The organism is Paenibacillus sp. FSL W8-0186, from assembly GCF_037969765.1.
GTDB classification, from domain to species: domain Bacteria; phylum Bacillota; class Bacilli; order Paenibacillales; family Paenibacillaceae; genus Fontibacillus; species Fontibacillus woosongensis.
Genome location: NZ_CP150207.1, coordinates 1,730,548 through 1,752,223, shown reverse-complemented (window position 1 = coordinate 1,752,223; position 21,676 = coordinate 1,730,548). Strand labels below are relative to the sequence as shown.

Sequence of the window (21,676 nt, the reverse complement as noted above, 5' to 3'; positions counted from 1 at the left end):
GATTTCACAGTCCTATTCCATATTTTGAAAAAATTCGAGAAATGCCCGTCCGTATTTGCGGTACTTCACTTCCCCGACCCCTTTAATGTTCAGCATCTCCGCTTCACTCGCCGGGCAAACAACGCTCATCTCGCGAAGGGTCGCATCGTTGAAAATGATGTACGACGGCACGCGCTCCTTCTCAGCCAGATCCCGGCGGATCAGACGGAGCTGCTCGAATACCGTCTCATTGACGGCAGACGGCCCGTCGTCGTAAGCTCCTCTGCGGCGCCTGCTTCCGCCTGCGGCCTGGGATGCTGCCGGCTCCGGCGCACGCATCATCACCTGATGCTGCCCCTTCAGGACGTCGACCGCCAAGGGCTGCAGCCGGACGACCGGGTACTGCCCCTCAGACAGGGCCAGATAACCTTCGGCAATAAACACATTGATGAGCTCGGAAATCTCCTTCTCGGTGCGCCTTGGCATCATGCCGTAGGTAGGCAGGCTGTCGAAGCCGTATTGCAGCACCTTCTTATTGCGCGAGCCTTTAAGTACGGAAGCAACCAGCGTGACGCCAAAGCGTTCCCTCATCCGGTGGATGCAGGAGAAGACGATTTGCGCGTCCCGGGTCATGTCCACAAGCTCGCGTTCATCCGTGCAGGAGCTACAGATGCCGCAAGGCTTGCGGTCGTGCTGCTCTCCGAAGTAGTCAAGCATCCCCCAGCGCAAGCAGCTAGTCGAGTAGCAGTATTCGATCATTTGCTGCAGCTTGCGGTATTCATTGCGCTTGCGCCCTTCGTCCTGCGGATTCTGCTCGATCAGGAATTTCTGCGTCATGATGTCCTGCGGACTGAACAGCAGGATGCATTCGCTCGGCTCCCCGTCCCGCCCGGCACGGCCGGCTTCCTGCACATAAGCCTCCATGTTCTTCGGCATATTATAGTGAATCACGTAACGGACGTTGGACTTGTCGATCCCCATGCCAAAAGCATTCGTTGCGACCATGACGCGAATGTCGTCATAGAGGAACGCCTCCTGGCTCTCCTCCCGTTCCTTGTCTGGCAGCCCGGCGTGATATCGCCCAGCCGGAATGCCGCTCAGGCGCAGCCGCTCATACAGGTCGTCGACCTCCTTGCGGGTTGCCGCATAGACAATGCCCGGCTGGTGCCCGTGAGCAGTCGCATAGTTCAGCACGAACTCGCGCTTGTTCTCGCCGCGGAGCACGGACATGGCCAGATTGTCGCGGCCGAGGCCCGTGACGAATACTTCAGGTTCGCGCAGCTGGAGCAGCCGGGTCATGTCATCCATGACTTCCGGCGTAGCCGTCGCCGTAAAGGCCGCCACGATCGGACGCTCAGGCAGGCCGTTCACAAACGGCGCCACCGCGAGGTAGCTCGTGCGGAAATCATGGCCCCACTGCGACACGCAGTGGGCCTCGTCAACGGCGACACAGGAAATCTGCAGGCTGCCCATCTCCTCGCGGAACCAATCAAGCTCCAGCCGCTCCGGCGCGACGTACAGCAGTTTCAGCTCGCCCCTTCTCGCCGCGCGGATGCGCTCGTTCACTTCCTTGCCGGACAACGTGCTGTTGATATAAGCCGCAGATACCCCGGCCGTCGTAAGCGCGTCCACCTGGTCCTTCATAAGCGAGATGAGCGGCGAAACGACGAGCGTAAGACCGGGCAGCATGAGCGCGGGAATCTGGTAGCAGATCGATTTTCCGCCGCCCGTCGGCATAATGCCGAGCGTGTCGGCGCCAGTCAGGACGCTCTCTACGATTTTACGCTGGCCCTCCCGGAAATCCGGGTAACCGTAATATTTTTGCAAATATGACTTGGCTTCTTCCATTAAAGAGGATTGCATATTCATTCGAAAATAAGCTCCTTACTTCTCACTATCATTTGTTGCATGTATTCCTTATCCAGTTTACCGGGAGTGAACGCGTTGGGCAAACGATTTTGCAATTTGCGGGAATTTTATGGGAAAGCCGAACGTTTCCGGCGCTTTTCGTCTCTGCGTGGTGGTTGTCCGTTCAGCATGGTATATTGGATTTGTACAATTCACATAAGGATGGAGCTAAATTACTCATGAAGGAATCGTCAAGATCCCATAATCAACATAAAAATAACAACAGCGCTGCAAAAAGCAAGCATACCGCAAGAGGGAGTAAGCCTGCCCCAGGTGCGTATGCAAAGGCTGGAGCTTCTCGGGACGGACAGCATCAGGCACCGCGCGACACGAAGAAGCACGAAGCACGTACAGGGGAGAAGACCTCGCCTAGAGGACAGCAGGTACCGCTTGACAGACAGCAGGATATCCGCAACGCCCGGACGCATAAACCGCGCCAGGCCAAGCCTCATGGATCAGGTGATGCCAAACGTCAGCCTCGAGATACAAAGTCGTATACGCCGCGCGATGCCAAGCAGCAAGCGCCTCGCTATTCTGGACGCGAGCATGCCGAGGAGCTGCGCATCGGCGACCAAATCGTCGTTACAATCAAACGGCTGGGCATCAATGGCGAGGGCGTGGGATACTACCGACGCAAGGCGGCTTTTATCACGGGAGCTTTGCCGGATGAAGTTGTTCACGCCAAAGTGACCCGGGTCCAGGACAAGTTCATCAACGCAGACATGGTGAAAATCGAAAAACGTTCGCCTCAGCGAGCTGATGCGCCATGCCCGGTATTCGGTATTTGCGGCGGCTGTCAAATCCAACATATCTCTTATCCAGGCCAGCTAAAGGGCAAGGAAGAAATCATACGCGAAGCGTTCTCTCGCTATGCCGGATTGCAGGAGCTCCGCATGAAGCCGATTCTCGGCATGGAGCACCCATGGGGCTACCGCAACAAGGCCCAGCTTCAGCTTGGCCTGCAGGAGGAAGGCGTCATCGCCGGACTGTATGCCGCGGATTCACATAAACTGATCGACATTACCGGCTGTCCGATCCAGCATCCGAAGGTGAACGAAGCGGTTGACAAGACACGCAACGTCCTGCAGCGGCTGGGTATTCCTGTCTATCAGGAGAAGAGCAATCAGGGAATTGTACGGACAATCGTTGTGCGCTGGGGCTTTCAGTCCGGGCAGCTGCAGGTGACGCTGGTAACCGCGAACGACCGCATCCCGAGACTGGAGCAGCTTGTGAAGGAACTGCGGCTGGCCATGCCAGAGCTAACCAGCATTGCACTGAACGTCAATCCAAAGAACACCTCGCTTGTGTTCGGCAATAAGACGACGATTCTCTGGGGTGCGGACAGCATCGAGGAAGCGCTAGGTGATCTGGAATTCACCCTCTCCCCCCGTGCCTTCTTCCAGCTCAATCCGCTGCAAACGGTCAAGCTGTATGAATCGGTTCGCACGGCGGCCGCGCTCACAGGCAAGGAAGTCGTCGTGGACGCCTACTGCGGTACGGGCACAATCGGGCTGTGGCTGGCCCCTTACGCCAGCGAGGTGCGCGGCATCGAGTCGATTCCTGAAGCGGTGGAGGACGCCAAGGCAAACGCGGCCCGCAACGGACGCGACAACACCTCTTTCTACGAGGGTAATGCCGAGGAACTGCTCCCCCGCTGGGTGAAGTCCGGCTTCAAGGCTGACGTCATCATCGCTGACCCGCCTCGCACCGGGCTTGACCCGCGCTTTATCGAGGCGGTGCTGCGCACGAAGCCAAAGCGCTTCGTATACGTTTCCTGCAATCCTTCGACCTTGGCGAAGGACTGTAAAGAACTGCTGGACGGAGGCTACTCGCTGGAATGGGTGCAGCCTGTGGACATGTTCCCGCAGACGAGCCATGTGGAGTGTACAGTGTTGCTAAAATGGGCGAGGGATTGATTTGCCTCGCTTGTTTTATGCCCCTACGAAAGCGGGGCGGGCTATATTGTAGTGAATCTTAAATGCCTAGCTTAGCTATTTTGTTTACTTGGCGTTGGAACCTTCCTCGTGCTTAGATGCCCAGAAAAGATATTATTGAAAGTTGGTTCGGTTCTTTCAATTTCTCTTTATGAGATGTTTAATGGCAGTTAAGATCGCCGTAAAAAGAAAATCCCGCGCTTGGCGGGGATTAGGTTATCTAAACAAGTTCAATGCAATTTTTTACCGGATGAATCATTAGTAGTACTCTCCTTGTAGTATGTCCTAGTTATAGATTAGACAGATACACATAGAGCTAACACTATGATTCCTGTGTACTTGCTAGCTACAGTTATAATGAAAGGCCAGTCCTATGAATTCCTTACTTGGCTCTGTTATCCATCGTGCCCGTTAAGTTGAATCATTATCAGCTTGTGATTCACAGCACAAATTTCTCAAGAGCAACAGCAACACCATCATAATCATTTGATTCTGTAATGTGTTTTGCACAATTTTTCAGCTCAATTATCGCGTTATCCATAGCAATTGGAAATCCGCAGTTATGGAATAGTCCTAAATCGTTAAAGTCATCCCCGAATACCATTACATTTTCTGACTTTACCCCGATATCATCAAGCACCCATTGTACGGCTTCTTCTTTTGAGGCTGATTTTTGCATGATTTGAACCAATACTCCTCCATCAGTTGCGATTACGTTTACATGATCACCGAATTGCTCGATAACATCCATCCATGTGCTGTAACCATGAACCAATATTTTGGTCGGGGAGAGTGAACTGATAAAATCTTTATCAACAACCAGGGGCTTAGGATCATTTGAACGGATACCGAAATGACTTAGTTGCGAGTCAGGAATTGTTGTACACGTATAGCATGAGTCATTGACCTCGTAGTTAATTATCGATTGAGGTGCCTGTAACTCGATGAAATTGTTGAGCTGTTGGCTAATCTCCATACTGATACTAATGTGCCGCTGAATTTGCTTAGACTTGCATATTGTTAGAGCACCATTGTAATAAACCAAGTAGTCTACAAAAGGAAAATTCTTTAAAAATTGATTAGCCGCTCTAGGCGGTCGCGCCGTGGCGACAATAATATGAATTCCAGTATCATAACATCTTTTAACAGTCTGATAATTTCTAGGTGATATGGATTTGTCACTTCCAAGCAATGTTCCGTCCAAGTCTAATACTATTGCCTGTATATCCGACATCTGCATCTCTCCCCACAAGTAATTCTTCCAATATTAACCTAATTTCAGGAGAGATGCTAGACTCACTATTGAATTAGTCTGCCAGTTAGTTCAATGAAATAAAATGATAATCATCAATTCAAAACTTTAATGCTTGTTCTAATGGAGTGGAAAGAAACTAAATAATGCTCCTTATTTCTTGAATTAGACCTAGCTTCGCTTCCTTTCTATTAGGTAAATGGCGGTGCTTGGTGCGTAAAATCACGTATCCTGGAATTAATGTTTCGCAGCAAGCTACATCATATTGATGATAGCAGGAATAAAGCCCCGACATATTGTCAGGACTCTATTAGTAGGTAGGCACATCGTAAATTTTGTTATCTCTGAGCACTCCACACATGTGGAGGCGGTGGCATTGCTCGTAAAAGAATGATCCAGAATGTTGGGACCTTAAAAATGCTAGGCTTTAGTCTATAGAGAACAGTATTAGCAATATCGGTAGTAAAGAGGACTGGACAGAAGTCGTCTATTGTTCAGCTCATTCTAGTTGAATATTCATATATAAACTTGCTCAGAGAGAGAAAATCTGTAATTATATATGAAGTTTCATATATGTTCAACCGTTTAGCCGTAATTTGGCTTATTATATTCGAAATATCGAATACATTCTCAGGAGAGCTATGGGATAACGCATGATTCAGCAGAATGTGATCAATCTGGACGTGAATGAGGGGTAGGAATTCCTGTTTCCAGAGTGAATTGAAAGGTGACAAAGAGGGCAGTCCGACGACCACAGTGGTGACCTCATCGCTGGCAGAAGAGGGGCGAAGCCCCCTCTTTTTTTATTGCCTAATTCAGTTTTGTAAAGTTTTTACGATATGCGCCTTTTTCTATTGAGAAACGTTCATTATATCAGTCAATGCATAAAGGCGGCCTGGGATTTTATGGAGTATAATGTACTAATCATCATCCTTCATGATGAATGCTTCATTCTCTTAATCCAACAAGGCTGTGTGTGAAGCACCAAAAAATTGCGATACAAGTAAAAAACAGCTTGGCAAACCATGGCATTTAATGTATACGATATGATAGTAAAGATTCTATCCGCAAAGCTTATGCTGTACTGAGAAATGGTGATACAGTTATTGATCCTTTAGGCCCTTGTGGCGAAAACCGTAATATTCTAGACCCGCAACTCCAGTAATTAATAAGCTAAGAAAGTTCTCCTTATATACCTCAATAATTGATAAGATGCACAAAAAAGTGTGTGGCAAAAGGGGGATTATTATCTTACAAAAACTAAAACAAATTGCAAAACAGCTCAAGTCTAATTTGATTGTACTGTATCTGTCTTACAGAGATCCTAGAGTAAATTGGTACGCAAAATGGTTTACATTGTGTGTTGTGGCTTATGCGTTCAGTCCTATCGACTTCATCCCCGATTTCATCCCGGTTCTAGGCTATGTCGACGATTTAATCATTGTCCCACTGGGCATAGTTCTAGCCCTTAAGATGATACCTTCGGATGTAATTGAAGAGAACAAAATTAAGGCACAGAAAATTCAAGGTAAGCCCAAGAATTGGTTTACAGCTACTTTGTTCATCCTTGTTTGGGTGCTGCTTGCGTTTTGGATTGCATCATATGTCTATAATAAGTTCAGTTAGACAAAACAGAAAAGGAGAAACGAACATGACAAAAAACAGTGAAATCAGCAATAAAAAAGAGCTATCACCAGAGCAACGTGAAGAATTACTCAACACATTGAAAGCCCGTTTTGACAAAAACATAGACCGCCATACAGGTCTAGAATGGGCTAATGTACAAGCAAAGCTGGAGGCTAATATAGAAAAACTGTGGTCGCTCCACGAGATGGAATATACCGGGGGCGAACCGGATGTCGTCGGTTTTGACAATAAGACGGGCGAATACATTTTTTATGATTGTTCCGCGGAAAGTCCAAAGGGCCGCCGAAGTGTCTGCTATGACCATGAGGCGCTGGAGTCAAGGAAACAACACAAACCAGAAAATAGCGCAGTAGGGATGGCAGCTGCCATGGGTATTGAGCTGTTGACGGAAGAACAATACCGGGAGCTGCAGAAGCTTGGAAATTTTGATTTGAAAACATCAAGCTGGATAATAACACCTGCCAGCATTAGAAAGCTCGGGGGAGCCCTCTTCGGCGATCGTCGCTACGACACGGTCTTTATATACCATAATGGAGCAGAATCCTACTATGCCGCAAGGGGATTCCGCGGCTCGCTAAGGGTGTAAATCTTGAACAGACACTGAAGCGGTATGTTCCAAAATGGAGAACGGTTTATTTTTTCCATATGGCTCATTTATTCATATTGAAAGGCTGCTTTTTAAAGCAGCCTTGTTTCATAAAGGTCTTTAAATAGTCAAAAACTATTATTCCTGGGTATGGTTAAGGTAGTACTGCAATGACTGGTATGGTGGCATTTTAACTGCATTTCTTAATAACTGAATTACTCCCCTAGGGTTAGCAATGTACTCGTTAGGGGATAAAACCTGAATTAATTCTGTAGAAATATCATCGAAGGTGGGTATATTAGTTTCTTCCTTTAGAGACATTACATATTTTTTTAGTACATTTTTTATTTCATTAAATTGCTTCTCATTTAAGCCATTTGCAATTATCCAATCCCAGAGACGATATTGTTCTGGCTCAAGAGTAATTTGGCGTAATAAGCTCACATATAATTCCAGACGTTGCACCTTTTCTTCTAGAGACTCCGTCAATATGTTTCACCCGCTTATTTTATAGAAATATAACGACCAGCACATTCTTCGATCGCACTCTTTCTTCTAACTCCTCACTCAGCGATGCTATAAATTCTATAATAAATGACATATTCTAACAAGACAACACCTACCGGCGCGGCAGAAACCTTGGAAAAACTGAATATGAAAACATCGGGGCGGGTGATCACGCCCGCCTTTCCATCCTCGCGCAGCCCGCTGGTTTAATGCGCAATCATTTCATTCGCGATCTCCTCTCCGCTTAAATTTGACCGATAGTAGGTCGGCCAATTTGATAACTGCTTCAACAGCGTCTCATGGTCCGCATCCCCGAAATACATATGATAATGCTCTGCCTTTGTCGGATAAATGCTATGATCGCTGAATTGGACATGCGCCGGCAAGCCGTCTGCTTCCCCGGCAAGGTCAAATAAATAGCGAACGCCTCTGTTTCCGGAATCATATGTCAATATTTCATATCCATGATATTTATATTCTCCGGTTTTTCCTTCTCCATTTTTATAAAAGGTTATCATGTTGTCCTGAATGACGATGCGTTCAACATCTGTCTCATACCCAATTGAATAATATTCCTTATATTCTTCAAAGGATTTATCTTGGTTTGTTTCAACTTTTTTATGTAAGACCGCATCTAAGCTCCCATCCAGCAAGTATGGATATACCGATTGCCAATCCCCTTCCCAGTCGGACAGTTCCCGGTCACTAATTTCCTTGTCTTCAAATTTTCCTGCATATATTTCTTTTAGCTTCTCATCGTCATGATGATGATGATTATGGTCGTGGTTGTGTTCATGGTTATGACCAAGGCTATTGTGATTTTGACGGGTACCTTCTACTAACTCAGAAGATGTAGAAGCCTCTTCGATTAGAGCACCTGTTTCTTGACAAGCAGTAAGCAGCGCAACTACTAAGAAGAACACAGCTATAGATTTGATAAATCCAAATTTCATAAAATAATCTCTCCTTTTCTCGTTTTGTGTAAATCGTAATTATTACTATTTACGCAATAGCGAATATACTATGTTTTGAATTTTATGTCAATATAAAATGTAATCATTACGATTAATATGCTGCACCAAGCAGAACACGCGACAATGCCAAGGAATGGAACGTTAATCGGAGATGTATTGACGAAGCGAGGGACTATTGCCCCTCGCTTGTATTATGCCCTTAAGGATAAGGTGACTGTTCAAAGCCAGTCGCTTTATGTTGAAAACAAGAACTACCACCGTTAGTTCCTGGTTTTAACAGCTAACCCGCTAAACGATATAGGTCCTACCACATCCACTCTTGTTTTTGCAGCAACGTTTTCTGCTGTAACTGTGTAGCCATGGGTACCTGCTTTTACATTTCTATCCTCAGCCTGGAAGGTAACTACATAATTTTGTTCTGAGCCCGCAGATTCGATGCCTTGCTGTGTGTTGTAAATTTCTTTTCCATCACGGAAAATTCTAAAGCGAATTTGCCCAACGCCTTTAACTCCCCTTACACCAACGGATACTACCAAATCTACCCGATTCGGTTGAGATTTCACTGGAATTCGTATTGGGATCGCTGCAATGCCAGATTTTGCGGGGGAACGCTGAATTGTGAATGATTTAGCCGGGTTGAAGCGGCGACGCGGCTGTACGGCTGCTTTATCAAGTATGCGTACCAAAAATATCAACTCCTTTTCTTTGATACTTCAAGATATGTAAGAGATAGAGAGATTGATTGGACAATCATTTGAGCCGGTTAACTTTGATACCCACAAAAAAAAGACCGCGTCGTATCAACGCGGACTATGTCCCGATGTAATGAAGTAAAGAAACCACACCGCATGATTTTGTTCATCGGCGGATGCGCGCTTGAAACGCTCTTTAATATAGGGGTCAGCAGCTTTATCGGCGACATCCAAATAAAAATCTACCGTTTCTTGTTCGTCTTTGAATGCAAAGTGGAGTCCGGCTGCATATTCTGAGGGGCATTTTTCAGTGATGTGCGGAACAGGCTGCCTGCCCGTTAACGAAGTATAGATCTGGGAGAAGGTTTGAAAATGCCTAATCTCATCATTACGGATCTCCAGAATTTTGTTTCGTTCCTCCGCATTCGGAGCCATCCCTGCCAGCTGCTCATAACATGCAATAGCGGAGTATTCTCCGTTAATTGCCCGTTCAATGTCTGCAACTAGTCCGGTATCCTTTCGGTAATAATTCGTGTAATACATGTTCCAACCACCCTTCCACAGTATTCTGACTTAACATATTCAAATCATTAGGCGATGGTGTATTTTTGCAAATCTTCGGAGATAGTCTCTTCGACAAGCCAAAAAAGCAATTGTAAAAATCAGGTGTATTTGATATAAACATAGTAGATTCAAATGTATGTGTAACTGGCGTAAACGTGGAGGACCACGAGGAAGCACATATGTTCATATTAGCCGTACGCCTGGGCAAAGTGTTTGGTTTAGTGACCAGATGCTTTTTTTATTTCATGAGAAAGGTCAGGTGTTGATTAATGAAAATGGCTTTCATTTTATTTGACCAGATGACTACGCTTGATTTGGTTGGCTTTTTTGATGCTGTAACCCGAATGAGAATTCTAAACGCCATGGATCATGTACAGTGGGACTTTTGTTCCAATAAAGAAGAAATCAAAGATGACCGGGGATTAACCCTCAAAATTGAACATGTATCCCCAGACCTGTCGGAGTATGATCTCATCTTTATCCCTGGAGGCTTTTCCACAAGGCAGCTTAGGTATGACTCCGCATTTATTTCATGGATTCAAACCGCAAGAGAGGTAGAATATAAAGTGTCTGTTTGTACGGGGGCTTTGATTTTAGGGGCAGCAGGGTTTCTGGAAGGCAAAAGAGCAACTACCAATCCCTCCGCTTACGAGCTGTTGGCTCCTTACTGCTCTGAAGTCGTGAAGGGACGTTTTATCAGGGACGGAAACATATTTACAGGCGGCGGAGTATCGGCTTCCATCGACTTGGGGTTATACTTAGTGGAATCGCTTACGGGCAAAGAGATTGCCCGGGAAATTCAAGAGCAGATGCATTACCCATATTACAATTCGCCACTTTGAAGCATGAGGCGGCGGATCACTTCCTTTACTGTAAGCCGCTGCCGTATGGACACCCACCGTATACTTCAATTCATCTATAGCAGATCACTAGCTTTTCTCCATGACAGCAAAGTAATTGTCTTCATCATCCGCAAAATTGAACACTCGGCCGCTAGGCATATTTACGATCTCTCCGACCTTGATATTTTTACTAATCAAGTCTTTGTGCAATTCATCGAGATTCACCGTGAAGAACATTAAGGACGGCGCACCCAGATTCAGGCCCGGTGACATCTTGGCAACGAACTCTTTATTGTGCAGAATGATGCTTGTATCTGCGTCCTGGGCTGGGGCAATTTCAATCCATCTCATCCCCTGGCCGTTATTCTCTTCCGAAATGACATGAAAGCCCAGTGCTTCTGTCCAGAAACGCACGGCTTCATCCTGGTTGTTTACATAAAGCATAATTTGACCGACTTTGCTAATCATCGATGCTCTCACTCCTTTTGGTAGGCTGTAGGACAAATTCAAGATTTGCCGACAAGTATCCTTTAGGTTTGCCAATAGAATTGTCATTCCATTCATCTCAAGCAAGGAGGTAATCTTCATATAATTGTGGAACACCATCTTCTCACTGCAAATCCTCACTACAGAGCAGCAGTCATCCGCTTAAAAGAACAAGGCATGAAGACAGAACCGGCATTCGCTCAGGTTCTTGGCTTGGTTGGCGACCCTTACAAAGAGCTTTTGATTTACGGTAGGGCATTAGGGATCATCCGCTAAAAAATCCTATTGCATTTCTTGCTGTTTTGTAATACATTCATTGAGGGGTCAATCATTGACCCCTCAATGAAATTCAGCATGTATATCCAACATCAAGGCAGGACCGTGGGTTATAGCACCTAGGAGGTCATTAAATGAGTTGCTCCGTTTCAGATCAAGAACGGGTTTTGTTTCTGCTAAGAGAGCTTTGCAATCAGTTTGGCCCAAAGTTTGAGCGCAACACCAATATGAGCTTGTCTCGATATGAGCTGCTGCATCAATTGTTTCAGACGGACGAGATGACGCAGTCCACCCTGCAGAAATCGGTCAACATCGACAATGCGGCTATCACCCGTCATTTGAAGCAGCTAGAGTCCCAGGGAATGGTGGCCAGACGGAGAAACCCTTCCGACCATCGGGAGACCTTTGTCAGCCTGACCAGTGAAGGCCGGGAGCAAATTCTAGGCTGCAGCGCGGAAAAGCGTTGTTTTGTCGATCAAATGCTGCAGGGGTTCAGCCCGGAGGAGCTCCGTGCATTAACCGGCATGTTGACGCGGATTCAAAGCAATATCAGTAAATATTAAAGAGATAGGAGAGAAATTATATGAGTACAATTACTGCTAAAGATTTTAAAGAAATCGTCCTCGGACGCCGTTCTGTAAAAAACTATGACCCTGCCGTAAAAATCAGCCGCGAGGAGATGACCGAGATTCTGGCGGAAGCGACCACCGCTCCTTCCTCGATCAATATGCAGCCTTGGCGCTTCGTTGTCATCGATACGCCAGAGGGCAAAGCGAAGTTGGCTGAACTAGCGATGTACAATACGAATCAGGTCAACACCTCAGCAGCTGTGATCGCCGTATTCGGCGACATGAAGTGCATTGAAAATGCCGATGAGATCTATGGAAAATCGGTAGAGCTTGGCTATATGCCCGAGGATGTGAAAGAGAAGCTGGTCGCTTCCTTCAAGCCGATGTATGAAAATTTGCCCGAACAGAATATGCGGGACATTGTGCTGATTGATGCCAGTCTCGTATCGATGCAGCTGATGCTCGTTGCTCGTGCCCATGGCTACGACACGAATCCGATCGGCGGATATGATAAACAGCGGATTGCCGAAGCCTTTGGTCTAGAGAAAGAGCGCTATGTTCCTATCATGCTAATTTCCATCGGCAAGGCAGCCACTGAAGGCCGTCCCTCCTACCGTCTGCCAGTTGAGGCGGTAACGACCTGGAAGTAATCATGTCCTGAAAGGTGTGCTCCCTATGAACATTTCCATATTAGGCGCAACAGGCCGCGTAGGCCGGCAGCTTGCAGCGCTTGCCCTTCAAGATGGCCATCTGGTGACCGCGCTCGTTCGCGATCCAGACAAAATAGCATTTATGGGAAAGCAGCTAACACTCGTGACGGGGAATGCACTGGATAAGGAGAATATCGTCCGCGTTTTGCATGGCCAGGATGTTGTACTCAGCGCGCTGAGCACGGATGGTACGACCACATTATCCGTCTCAATGCCGCTCATCATTGAAGCGATGTACAAGGAAGGCATCAAGCGGATTATTACGATCGGTACGGCGGGTATTCTGCAGAGCAGAGCCCAGCCCCATTTGCTGCGTTACGAGTCCGCTGAATCCAACCGCAAGCTTACTCGTGCTGCCGAAGAACATCACAAGGCATATGAATTGCTTCGGCAATCTCAGCTTGACTGGACCATCGTTTGCCCTACCTATTTGCCTGAAGGAAAACATGTAGGAACATACCGCATAGAACGTGATTTCCTGCCTGAAGGCGGATCGGAAATATCGGTTGCGGATACGGCAGAATTCGCTTACCGGCAAATCGGGGATAAGACCTATATCCGGGCACGCGCCGGAATCGCTTACTAATTTAACGAAAAAAGGATAGAGTCCTTAGCAGCTTGCTAACGGACTCTATCCTTTTCTAATTGCCCCATCCATTTTAATGGACGGGCCCCCGCTCTTCTCTTACCTAAGTAAAAGAAAAGTCAAGATAATCGCTCCGCCAATGAACAGCGTCATCAGCACAAACGGCAGCGCTGTCAGCGTAATCCCGGCAATCGCCATCCCTCGCCCTTTAGTCGAACGTCTGGCCCGAATTCCCAGGATAAAACCGACGGTATTAACGATATAAGCAAGGACAATCGTGAACATCGTGCCTGGCGAAGTTGTATACGAATACTGTGAATCCATGTTCAGCTTGATGCAGGATAATAGGAATAACAACATCCCGAAAATACCGAAAATGAGCGAAACGACGGCTTGCCCCAGCCGGTCAACAGGCTGCTTCTTCTTGCCGCCCTTCTTCCCCTTCCCCTTCCCCTGCACTTGGCCTACTGCTGCTTGGTTCCCGCTTGCTCTGTTCATGGAGCTCCCCGCTGTCCCGGATGGATTGCCGGCCATTCTGCGCGCCTGCGCCTGATTCCCTTCTGATCCTGGTTTGCGCGATGGTTGAAGCGGAGTTCTGTGGTTTGACTGCACTCCTTTAGCAACTCCTTTTCTGACTATAATGTATGTAGGATTAAAGAACTATGTTTGATTCGACAAAGCAGTTAAAAATCCTTTTTCTTCAGTAAAAATATTGATCGGCGCCCCTCGCTAAATTACTGGCGCTTTGATTTATGAATTGACATTGCCCTAATGTATCATTAAAATGTAATTTAACATATATCTAATTAGACGATCATTAAATTACGATGGAGGTGTCTTGTATTTGCAATTAGATAAAGTCGTGGCCTACCATAAGGCGCTTGCCGATCCGACCCGAATACGAATATTGATCCTGCTCGGAGACGGCGAACGAAATGGCCAGGAATTGGCCAGGAAGCTGGGGGTTACCCCGGCCACCATTACACACCATGCTGCAAAGCTGCGGGAGGCGAGCTTGATTAACGAGCGCCGGGATAAGAATACGATCTTTTTCTCGCTGAACCACTATTTTCTAAAAAACAGCGCCGACGCCACCGTCAACCTCATTTATAGGGCGTCCAAAGGAGGATTAAATATGCTGGATGATCAACAGCAGCGCATCAAAGAATCCGTCATCAAGAACTTTTTTACCGCCGAGGGCAAGTTAAAGAGCATTCCTGCCCAACTAAAGAAGAAGCTGATCGTACTCGGGCATCTGGTATCCCGGCTGGAGCTTGGCCGCAAGTACAGCGAACCGGAAATCAATGCGTTCATCAAGAACTATCACGACGATTTCGCGACGATCCGCCGGGAATTCATTATGCACCAGTTCATGTTCAGGGAGAACGATATTTATGAGCTGAATCCGCAGGAAATGTGGGCGAAATGGGAGAAGCTTTCCTGAATATGAATACAAAGCGGTGTGATGACAGCTTGTATTCGGAATAATAATTGAAGAAACGGCTCTGAGCATCGTACTCAGGGCCGTTTCCTTTTCGGCTTCAAATCATGGTTGTATAGTTTTTGTAAAGTTCTTGTGTAGTTCTTGTCTAGATCATGTTAGTAAAATTCACGGATACGCTGTGTAAATTTGGCGTATTCTGTTTTTTTATAGCGAAGATGGTCGACGGAGAGGGGGAGTTACTAAGCATTGATCAACCGCCTGCACACCCCGAGCTTGCTCGGTCATCTAGAACTCCGCAAGATTTCGAAGATGTGAAGGGCAACTGGGGTCAAGCGAATAGCAAATGACTATTCGTTTGTGCACTGCAGACGATATTGCTGTCGACAAAACTTCGGAAATGGAGGAGATTCTAGAAATGAAACGAAGACGGAGTGTAAGCAAATCTGTGCTGTCCTTCTGCCTAGCGGTTATGCTCATTTTGCAAACATTCTCCGCTCCTGCATATGCGGAGAGCGTGCTAAGCAATTCTGGGCCGGCAACAGTCAGCGTGGACGGCTCGCCGTCGGTAACTGATGCGGTGTACGATGAGCCTGTTGGGCTGCAGCCCGCCTTCCCGATGGCCTTAATGGCTGGTCCAGCGGACAAAACGGCGATGTTCATGGGAGTGAACGACCCTTTTCCGCTGGAGGTGGTGCAGAATAACCAAACAGTTGATCCCAACGGCACCATCCAGGGCAGACAGCAATTCACGCTCAAGTCGGAAGGCCTCAAGGTGCCAGTGAATGGTGATGACGCTGATCCGACTAATGCGAATCCAGACCTATATATTCAGAAGGGCGACTGGATCGAACTAAAAAGGGATGACTACTTCGAGGAAGTGGTATTGCCGACAGCTACTAAAACCTTGATGGCATCAACTGAATTTGGTCAGAAACAGCTTGGCATCGCTTATTTTACTCCGGATAGCATCAAGATCGTATTTAATGGCGACGAATCGTTTTTCAATGGTGTTGGACGAGCGGTTACTTTTGGCTTTGAAACCACCGCTAATTCGGATGTAACAGGCTTAGTGTATGGCGAGTCAAAGCCTATCTCTATTTTCGGGGGAGCTTACCAGCTGAAAAACCCAGATGTCACGCCCGCATACAGCATCACATTGGCTTCGCCGGGAATGATCAGGTGGGATCAGTATGGCTATCGCGGAATCCAACACGAGCAATTTGTTGAGGGTGCGATTACTTGGCAATCAACCGTATCTGCTTTCGATAAGTTTGATACTGCAATCAAGCTGCCTCTCGACGGGATGAAATTTTTTACAGACCCTGCATCTTATAATACTAGCAATGGTAATGTCCGCGGTATCTATATGCCTGGTTCCTTCAAGGTGAACGATATAGCGGTAAATCCGGATATCGACATCGACGGTAAGCTGAGCTACATCTTCCCGACGGGTACCGGTTTAGATCCGAAGGTTGAGTTTAAGACGTGGATTCCAAAGGAAGCTTACTATTACGAGTACAAGAATCCACCGGGGAATCTTGGTCGTAGCCATCGGGACATGAACGGCATAGTGAGATTAAAACAGAGTGATGATACTGTTTTAGTGAGTGCAGGTCAAGAGATTTCCTTTGCCCCAGACTGGATTCAGACCGCAGGCTCGCTGGACCACGAAAATCAGATCATCACATGGACCACCGATGTCAATAGTAAGTACAACAAGAAGGGACTAAAAAACTTTACCATCACTGATGTGCTGCCCACAGGCCTCGAGTTCATGTCAGCAACATATCAGACATGGGAAGACGGTATTACATCTGGTTCAAAGTCGATTACTCCGGATGCAAACGGCGTTTACTCCTTCGGGGATATTAATGGGCGTGTCCAACTGGTGATTAAGTCTAAAATTATAAGCGGAGACGACTTCACCAATGTACCACGCGCCAACTGGGATTTGGAGACCAAGGACGCGAACGGAAACGCCTTACAGAACAATGATGTTAAAACCGGTAATAGGCCAAATGCGGTAACCGACGAGGCGAGAATTATCGTTGGGGCGCACACGTTCACAAAAGCAGGCTCTATTTCGATGGCGGATTATAACCTAGGCAGCATTACATGGACCGTCAATCTAACGCCACAGTACGCCCTGCCAAATGCCGTGGTATACGATGTGCTGGTGCATGGCGGGGATTTGAACGTCTTGGACAACGCTGTGGATGAAACCGGCGAGGTGAGCGCGGAGACGATTGCGAAAATCAAAGCAAAAGTTAATTCTGCGCAGCTTTGGAAGAAGTATCAGAATGGAACTTTGAAAGGTGTGACCAATGCAGCCGGCTTGGACATGAAGGCTATTCCTTTAACTGTGAACGGTGAAGTGGTGGCCGATTTGATCAAGGTGACCGGATACAGCACCGACAAAGCAACATCCTTCAGTTTCCGTGCACTCGAAACCAACCTGGATGTCCTCTTCAGGCAGGATATTAACGCAGGGAAAACACGCTGGAACCGGGCTTTGCTCTTTGACGGTGAAAACGTAAAACAGGCAGAAAATCAGATCAACCTTCACCTGCGTATGCTGAATAAGGATATGCTTACGGCATCCTATCCTATTAAGAAGGACGGAACGGCTGACACATGGTATACCCCGAACGACGTTGGCCGCTATATCGGTTACGACAGCACATCAAGCGGCGACGAATACACCTTGGCTGGGTATGACCGTACAACCAAGGCCGTCACCTTCCGTCTAGGCGTCAATATGCCGGGCTACAACACGGTCGAAATGGCGAGAGACGGCGGAAATCGGGTTATCACCAATGTGAAGCTGGTGGATACCTTGCCGGAAGGCTGGGAATTTGTTCCTTTTGCAAATGGAAAGGACTATGAGCTTTACAAGGGCTATTCGGATAATGGCAGCGGCACCGGCTATGGGGTCCGAAACAACGCCGGGTCAATCATCGAGCCGAACGACCCTGCTCATGTGGTGAGCTTCTCCCATAGCGGCAACGTAGGAACCTTCACCTTCTCTGAACTGGAAGGCCCTTATGTCATTCTGGTAAAGGCAAGACCTTCCAATGCAGCGCTGGAGAAATATTTGGAGGAATACACTACAATCGGCACAGACAGGCAGGTGCTGTATAACAAAGCCGACCTGCATATGACCTGGGGCGGTGCGGAAAAGGTCGTCACCGAACAGCGCAAAGTTATCGTCCCTATTCAGACCCTGGACAAGTCGGTAACGAAGCCAGTTCCAGGGGTACTGGAATGGACAGTGAACTATACCCCGCCATTCAACATGAAGCAGGGCGTTTATTTGCAGGATACCCTGGGTGCAGGTATGAATCTGCGCTATGATGTAGGCGGGAATCTTGTGCTGACAGCGCCTAGCATGGCAGTTTATCCGGCTAAAATGACTGCTAGCGGTGCTCTGGAACGAGACGGCGCAGCACTGGATCTAAGCGACCCGAATGCTGAAGTTCAGGTCGAAGCTGCACCAGGCGCGGGAGGCACCACAGTTTTAAAATTCAAAATGGACGACCCTAATAAGTTTTACCAGTTTGTGTATCAATCAGAGGTTGACCCATCTAAAACAAAAGCCGGAGACAAAATGGGCAACGAGGTAAAGCTGATTGGCGATGATAAGCTAAAATCTGTCAGTGCCAGAAGCGAAAGTACGCTGGACAGCTCAGACGTAGCCGGCAGTTCAAGCTCCAATGCCCAGCTGCCCCTGAAAAAGATAGATCCTGATGGTAATCCGCTGCAGGGTGTACAGTTTACACTGTATAAGAAGAGCAATGGAACGGAAGCCACAAAAGGAACAACCGATAGCGGAGGGAAACTTAATCTGCTATTCCCAGATCCAGGGTATTATGAGCTGAAGGAAACTTATATAGACACAAATACTTGGCTGCCGATCACACATGTGTACCAGGTATATGTAGGAAATACGCCAGGAAAGCCTATCTGGGTAGACGGCATAAAGGTAGATACGAATAATCCGCTGGTTGTGCCTACACCGGCGCAAGGAAAGCTGACCATCAGCAATGAGGTGAAAGGAAACGGCAGCGATTCTTCCAAGGATTTTGAATACACCGTGACCTTCACCGGCGAAGGCCAGGACGGAGAGTATACCTATAAGAAGCCGGATAATACGTTTGGCAGGATCAAGAGCGGAGGCAAGATTACCCTCAAGCACGGGGAATCTGTGACGCTCCCGGCATTGCCTAAGGATCTGGTCTATTCCGTAACCGAGGCCGATTATACAACCCTTGACGGATATACGACCATACCAGAGACGAGAGAGCTGTTCGGCACAATCGAGAATAAAGGCGACCACAGGGCGGATTTCATCAACGAGAGATACGTTAACGATCTGACCGTCAGCAATACTGTCTCGGGGGACGGCGCAGAACCGGACAAGCCGTTTAAGTACACGGTGACCTTTGACGGTACAGGAAAGGGTCAAGAATACGATTACGAGCATTCAGACGGCACGACGGGCAAGATCAAATCCGGCGATACCTTCGAGCTCAAGCATGATGAGACCTTTAAAATCAAGGATCTTCCAGAGAATTTGAAGTATACGATTCTCCAGGAAGGTTACAAGAACGACGGCTACGCGACCATCCCTGTGGAATTGTCTGATGAGGGAGTCATGGCGCGCGCTGATCGCGAAGCGGACTTCACCAATGAACGGACCGTCAACAAGCTGACGATCAGCAACACGGTTATGGGCAACGGCGGCGATCAGACGAAGGAGTTCGAGTACACGGTGACCTTTGACGGCACAGGCAAGGATGGAAGCTACTCTTACGAGAAGTCGGACGGCGACAAAGGTACGATCAAGTCCGGCGGTACCTTCACACTCAAGCATGGAGAGGCACTGGAGATTTTAGGTCTGCCTAAGGATCTGAAATACACAGTGACTCAAAGGGACTACACAGCCGACGAATACGTGACTACCATCCCTGACAAGCATACCGGAGTCATGGAGGGCAAAGATGAAGAGGCCCCATTTACGTACGTGCGAGTCTTGGAGGGCGGCCTGATCATCAGCAACATGGTTAAAGGCAAAGACGACGACAAGAGAAAGCTGTTCAAGTATACGGTTACCTTCACAGGCGAGGGAGCGAACGAATCCTACTCCTATGAGAAGTCGGACGGCAGCAAGGGCATGATCATGAGCGGAGACACCTTCGAGCTTACAGATGGCCAGACGTTCGTTGTGCAAGGACTTCCGACGTATCTCGAATATACGGTGACCCAGGATGATTATACGAAGGGCGGCTATGTGACGGATCCTGAAGGTCTCGTTCGCACAGGCGCAATTCCGGAGAAACAACTGGCCGAAGCACACTTTGTCAATACCCGTCCGTATTTGGAAGGCGTGCTGCGTGACAACAACACAGGCCAAGAAATTCCGAATGCGAAAATCATCGTGACGAACAAGAAGACCAACGAACAGCAGACGATTTGGACAAATGATAAGGGTGAATATTCGATCCCTGCCCAGGCGGATACCGACTATACGATCACGTATACGAAGCTGTATCAGGTAGGCGGGACGGATGTCCCTGTCGAGTTCACGCAAAAGGCCAATGTGGACAGCAGCGTGACGGACCAGACCGTTCCGGCGGACATTACGGCGGTAGGGATCGTTATTTTCAAGCAGCTGGATGGAACAACAGAGCTATTCAACGATTCGTTTACCAGCAATATGTATATCTATTTGAAGGACAAAGACGGCAATTATATTAAGGAGAACGGCCACCTCAAGGCGTTTCCGATAGCTTCGAACGGCACCTTCTCTGTGGAAGGGCTAAGCGAGCAGAAGTACACCATGGAAGTTCGCTATAAAGCTGAAACCGGCGAGGAACTGCTCTTCAAGGTGACGCAACTGAACGTGAAAGCTAACGGAGAGCTGAATATTTCCGAGGAATTGGTCGACCCTTACGGTACGGTTTATGATGAATCGACAGGAGATGCCATTACTGGCAAAAAAATTGACGGAGCCAAAGTAACACTGTATTATGCGGATACACAGCGGAATAGAGATAACGGCCGCATTCCGGATACGAAAGTAACGCTTCCTCCAGTTCCGAATTTCCCGCCGCACGATAACGAGAGCCCGGAACAGGATAGCGATGCAAACGGCTTCTACGCGTACATGGTGTTTCCTGAAGCGGATTACTATCTGATCGTAACGAAGGACGGATACGAAACGCACAGGAGCGATACGATTTCTGTCGATTTTGACATTGTAAGATACGACGTGCCAATGAAGCCGATCCGTTCCGGTGGCGGCTCCGGTGACGGCTCCGGCAACGGTAACAGCGGAATCGGCAACGGTAACAGCGGAACCGGCAACGGCTACAGCGAAGCTGACAACAGCAACAGCGAAGCTGACAACGGCTACAGCGAAGCTGACAACGGCTACAGCGAAGCTGACAACGGCTACAGCGAAGCCGATAACGGCAACACCGAGGCCGCTAACGGCAATAGCGAGGCCAATAACGGCAATAGCGAGGCCAATAACGGCAACAGCGAGGCCAATAACGGCAATAGCAAAGTTGGTAACGCCAACGACGAGCTGGACGATGTTCCGAAAACAGAGGATAATAGCACATCGCCATTCTTCTATATGGCTTTGGCGTTGATGTCCTTAATGGTAATCGCGTTCTGTCTGTCCAGCAGCAAGAAGAAGAAGCACATTCAGTAACC

General features: G+C 47.8%; 18 protein-coding genes and 1 riboswitch. Of the genes, 10 read left to right on the top strand and 8 right to left on the bottom strand.

All coding sequences use genetic code 11. The annotated features are described in order from the left end of the window. Positions 1-12: 12 nt before the first annotated feature. Complete coding sequence (gene recQ / locus MKX50_RS07580; protein WP_339159047.1) at positions 13-1,848, bottom strand: DNA helicase RecQ; 1,836 nt, start codon at positions 1,846-1,848, stop codon at positions 13-15. Between the two features lie 218 nt (positions 1,849-2,066). Between recQ and rlmD the strand changes: the two genes are divergently transcribed. Beyond that, on the top strand, positions 2,067-3,803 hold the full coding sequence (rlmD, locus tag MKX50_RS07575) for a 23S rRNA (uracil(1939)-C(5))-methyltransferase RlmD (protein WP_339159045.1): 1,737 nt from the start codon (positions 2,067-2,069) through the stop codon (positions 3,801-3,803). Positions 3,804-4,260: 457 nt separating this feature from the next. On the opposite strand, the gene MKX50_RS07570 is transcribed toward rlmD, so the two are convergent. Further along, a complete protein-coding gene (locus MKX50_RS07570; RefSeq protein ID WP_213589104.1) occupies positions 4,261-5,055 on the bottom strand; it encodes a Cof-type HAD-IIB family hydrolase in 795 nt (264 codons plus the stop codon). A gap of 1,230 nt (positions 5,056-6,285) precedes the next feature. Between MKX50_RS07570 and MKX50_RS07565 the strand changes: the two genes are divergently transcribed. Next, positions 6,286-6,699, top strand: coding sequence for a YkvA family protein (locus tag MKX50_RS07565; protein ID WP_213589105.1), 414 nt, complete (start codon positions 6,286-6,288; stop codon positions 6,697-6,699). 25 nt (positions 6,700-6,724) lie between these two features. Further along, positions 6,725-7,306: a DUF4256 domain-containing protein gene (locus tag MKX50_RS07560; protein WP_339159042.1), complete on the top strand. Its 582-nt coding sequence runs from the start codon at positions 6,725-6,727 to the stop codon at positions 7,304-7,306. 138 nt (positions 7,307-7,444) lie between these two features. Here MKX50_RS07560 and MKX50_RS07555 read toward each other — a convergent pair whose 3' ends face one another. The 4 genes from MKX50_RS07555 to MKX50_RS07540 all read right to left on the bottom strand — a co-directional run bounded on the left by MKX50_RS07555 (position 7,445) and on the right by MKX50_RS07540 (position 10,022). Next, positions 7,445-7,795 carry a DUF1878 family protein gene (locus tag MKX50_RS07555; RefSeq protein WP_339159040.1) on the bottom strand — a complete coding sequence of 117 codons (351 nt, stop codon included), beginning with the start codon at positions 7,793-7,795 and terminating at the stop codon, positions 7,445-7,447. 224 nt (positions 7,796-8,019) lie between these two features. Then, complete coding sequence (locus MKX50_RS07550) at positions 8,020-8,766, bottom strand: metal-binding protein ZinT (RefSeq protein ID WP_339159038.1); 747 nt, start codon at positions 8,764-8,766, stop codon at positions 8,020-8,022. A gap of 281 nt (positions 8,767-9,047) precedes the next feature. After that, positions 9,048-9,473: an exosporium protein C gene (locus tag MKX50_RS07545; protein ID WP_213589108.1), complete on the bottom strand. Its 426-nt coding sequence runs from the start codon at positions 9,471-9,473 to the stop codon at positions 9,048-9,050. Positions 9,474-9,587: 114 nt separating this feature from the next. After that, positions 9,588-10,022, bottom strand: a complete 435-nt coding sequence (locus MKX50_RS07540; protein WP_213589109.1) for a ferritin-like domain-containing protein — start codon at positions 10,020-10,022, stop codon at positions 9,588-9,590. Positions 10,023-10,173: 151 nt separating this feature from the next. Then, positions 10,174-10,256: riboswitch (ZMP/ZTP riboswitch) on the top strand. A gap of 56 nt (positions 10,257-10,312) precedes the next feature. On the opposite strand from MKX50_RS07540, the gene MKX50_RS07535 reads away from it, so the two are divergent. Further along, entirely contained in the window at positions 10,313-10,885 is a 573-nt protein-coding gene (locus tag MKX50_RS07535) for a DJ-1/PfpI family protein (RefSeq protein ID WP_213589110.1), read from the top strand. A gap of 87 nt (positions 10,886-10,972) precedes the next feature. On the opposite strand, the gene MKX50_RS07530 is transcribed toward MKX50_RS07535, so the two are convergent. Next, positions 10,973-11,353 carry a VOC family protein gene (locus tag MKX50_RS07530; RefSeq protein ID WP_213589111.1) on the bottom strand — a complete coding sequence of 127 codons (381 nt, stop codon included), beginning with the start codon at positions 11,351-11,353 and terminating at the stop codon, positions 10,973-10,975. Positions 11,354-11,443: 90 nt separating this feature from the next. On the opposite strand from MKX50_RS07530, the gene MKX50_RS07525 reads away from it, so the two are divergent. The 4 genes from MKX50_RS07525 to MKX50_RS07510 all read left to right on the top strand — a co-directional run bounded on the left by MKX50_RS07525 (position 11,444) and on the right by MKX50_RS07510 (position 13,512). Then, positions 11,444-11,647 carry a DUF4269 domain-containing protein gene (locus MKX50_RS07525; protein ID WP_280530401.1) on the top strand — a complete coding sequence of 68 codons (204 nt, stop codon included), beginning with the start codon at positions 11,444-11,446 and terminating at the stop codon, positions 11,645-11,647. 134 nt (positions 11,648-11,781) lie between these two features. Next, positions 11,782-12,210 (top strand): MarR family transcriptional regulator, encoded by a 429-nt coding sequence (locus MKX50_RS07520; protein WP_213589112.1) that lies wholly within the window; start codon positions 11,782-11,784, stop codon positions 12,208-12,210. Positions 12,211-12,230: 20 nt separating this feature from the next. Then, positions 12,231-12,866: a nitroreductase family protein gene (locus MKX50_RS07515; RefSeq protein ID WP_213589113.1), complete on the top strand. Its 636-nt coding sequence runs from the start codon at positions 12,231-12,233 to the stop codon at positions 12,864-12,866. 25 nt (positions 12,867-12,891) lie between these two features. Next, positions 12,892-13,512 carry an SDR family oxidoreductase gene (locus tag MKX50_RS07510; protein WP_339159035.1) on the top strand — a complete coding sequence of 207 codons (621 nt, stop codon included), beginning with the start codon at positions 12,892-12,894 and terminating at the stop codon, positions 13,510-13,512. Positions 13,513-13,611: 99 nt separating this feature from the next. Here MKX50_RS07510 and MKX50_RS07505 read toward each other — a convergent pair whose 3' ends face one another. Next, positions 13,612-14,124, bottom strand: a complete 513-nt coding sequence (locus tag MKX50_RS07505) for a hypothetical protein (protein ID WP_339159033.1) — start codon at positions 14,122-14,124, stop codon at positions 13,612-13,614. Positions 14,125-14,356: 232 nt separating this feature from the next. Between MKX50_RS07505 and MKX50_RS07500 the strand changes: the two genes are divergently transcribed. Further along, entirely contained in the window at positions 14,357-14,956 is a 600-nt protein-coding gene (locus MKX50_RS07500; RefSeq protein ID WP_213589116.1) for a metalloregulator ArsR/SmtB family transcription factor, read from the top strand. A 343-nt stretch (positions 14,957-15,299) separates the two neighbouring features. After that, positions 15,300-21,674, top strand: a complete 6,375-nt coding sequence (locus MKX50_RS07495; RefSeq protein WP_339159031.1) for a DUF5979 domain-containing protein — start codon at positions 15,300-15,302, stop codon at positions 21,672-21,674. The last annotated feature ends 2 nt before the right edge of the window (positions 21,675-21,676 follow it).